General features: G+C 69.9%; 3 protein-coding genes. All 3 read right to left on the minus strand.

Annotated features, from left to right (window positions below; genetic code table 11):
• Nucleotides 1-417: ATP-binding cassette domain-containing protein (locus ACFWVD_RS28325; RefSeq protein ID WP_379247923.1), on the minus strand; the 417-nt coding region annotated here is incomplete at its 3' end.
• Nucleotides 414-1,373 carry an amino acid ABC transporter permease gene (locus tag ACFWVD_RS28330; RefSeq protein ID WP_379247925.1) on the minus strand — a complete coding sequence of 320 codons (960 nt, stop codon included), beginning with the start codon at nucleotides 1,371-1,373 and terminating at the stop codon, nucleotides 414-416. The genes ACFWVD_RS28330 and ACFWVD_RS28325, both read right to left, overlap by 4 nt.
• Nucleotides 1,374-1,575: 202 nt before the next feature.
• The coding region (locus ACFWVD_RS28335; RefSeq protein ID WP_379247927.1) for a winged helix-turn-helix domain-containing protein at nucleotides 1,576-2,211 on the minus strand (636 nt) is incomplete at its 5' end.

Below are 2,211 nucleotides of genomic sequence, written 5' to 3' on the forward strand. Positions count from 1 at the left end.
CAGGAGTTCGCGTGCCAGGGCGCGCGCCTGGGCCCGCGGCAGCCTGCCGGTGGCCACCGGGGCCGCCGCGACGTTGTCGAGGACGGTCAGGTGCGGGAAGAGGTTGAAGTTCTGGAAGACGAAGCCGATCCGCCCCCGCTGGGCGAGGATCGCCCGCTCGCTCAGCTCCTTCAGCCGTCCGCCGTGCCGGGTGACGCCGATCAGCTCGCCGCCCACGCTGACGTATCCGGCGTCGGGCTTCTCCAGGTGGTTGACGACCCGCAGCAGGGTGGACTTGCCGGAGCCGGAGGGGCCGAGGACCGCGGTGACCGTGCCGGGGCGCAGCGTCAGGCTCACCCCGTCCAGTACCTGCTGCCGGCCGTACCACTTGTGTACGTCGTGGACCTCGATCGCGGCGGCCCGCAGGGCGGTGGTCATCGCGCCGTCTCCTTCCGGAAGCGGTCCCGCAGATCGCGCAGGCCCGTCCGGGCCCGCTGCACGGGGGTGGGCGGGATCGTGCGCAGCGCGCCGCGCGCGTAGTGGCGCTCGACGTAGAACTGGATGACCGACAGGACGCTGGTGAGGACCACGTACCAGAAGGTGGCCACCAGCAGCAGCGGCACGATGTCGCCGGAGTAGGTGCTGCCGAGACTCTGCACGGTGCCGAACAGGTCGAGCAGCGATACGTAGAAGACCAGCGAGGTGGCTTTCACCAGCCCGACCAGCTGGTTGACGTAGGCGGGGACGATGGAGCGCAGCGCCTGGGGGAAGACGATCCGGGCGAACTGGTACCGCTTGGGCAGTCCCAGCGCGGCCGCCGCCTCGTGCTGGCCCTGGTCGACGGAGAGCAGCCCGGCCCGTACCACCTCGGCCGCGTACGCCGCCTCGGCCAGGCTCAGTCCGACGACCGCCACGACGATGTCGGTGGCCAACCGCGACTCGTCAAAGGTGAAGAAGGCGGGCCCGAAGGGCACTCCGATGCTCAGGGTGGGGTAGAGCGCGCTCAGGTTGTAGAGGAAGAGCAGCACCACGATCAGCGGTACGGAGCGCAGCAGCCAGATGTACGTCCAGCTCACCGACCGCAGGACCGGGTTCGCGGAGAGCCGGCCGAGGGCGAGCAGGATGCCGCCGGCGAGGCCCAGGACCGCGCTGTACGCGGCCACTTGGAGGGTAATGAGCAGGCCCTCCAGGATGACCGGTCGGGCGAACCAGTACGCGAAGCGGTCCCACTGGTAGAAGGGGTTGGTCAGCAGGCCGTGGGCGGCCTGGGAGAGCAGGACCAGCACGACGAGGGTGGCGATCCATCGCCCGGGCCGGCGGAGCGGGAGGACCGGTTCGGCCGGCGCGGGCGGTCTCGGGGGCGCGGTGAGAACAAGTGATTCGGTCAAGGACACTCCAGCAGCATTCGACAAATCGGAGAATCGAAAAGCAGCCGTCATGCCGGGCAGAAGAGGCCGCCGTTGTTTATCTGCGGCGTAAGCTAGGCAGCCCGCAGAAGGGCTGTCAACGGCCCCGATATCGAAGTACGGAGAAGCGTGCGGCATTTTCATCTGCCGTACACACAGCGCCTTCCCGCGAAATGAAACGGGCTTCTGTTCACACGTGGTGGCCGGGAACGTACTTGTAACCGACGCTGCGTACGGTGGAGATGCGGCCGCGGTGGCCGGGGCCGAGCTTGCGGCGCAGCCGGGCCACGTGGACATCGACCGTGCGGCCGTCGCCGATGTTCCCGTACCCCCAGATGGCGGAGATGAGGGAATCACGCGTGTGGACCGTGCCCGGATGGGACACCAGGTGGGCCAGGAGTTCGAACTCCAGGTAGGTGAGCTCCAGTTCGCGCCCGTCGACCTCGACGAGCCGACGCGCGCGGTCGACCCGGATGACGTCGTCGAGCGGGGCGGGGTCGGGGTGCGGCGCCGGTTCCGGGTCAGGGGCCGGAAGGGCCGGAAGGGTCCGGAGCCCGAGGGAACGGTTCTCCGGGCGTATGCCGTGCGCTTCCATCAGCGCAACGGGGTCGACGTCCGCCGCCAGGTACACGAGGTAGCCGACGCGGCCGCCATGGGTCGCGAGGGCGCCGGGCGGGCGGTCGCCGACCAGCTGGAGGCGCGGGGCCGGCGGACGGTGGACGGCGGGTGCGGGAACGGCAGTGGTCACGATGAGCCCCTTCGGCTGCGCGGATCGAGGTACGGACACCGGGTGTTCGAGCACGACAGGGCAGGGGATCCCCGTGAC

Source organism: Nocardia sp. NPDC058666, assembly GCF_042714895.1.
Taxonomy (GTDB): Bacteria; Actinomycetota; Actinomycetes; order Mycobacteriales; family Mycobacteriaceae; genus Nocardia.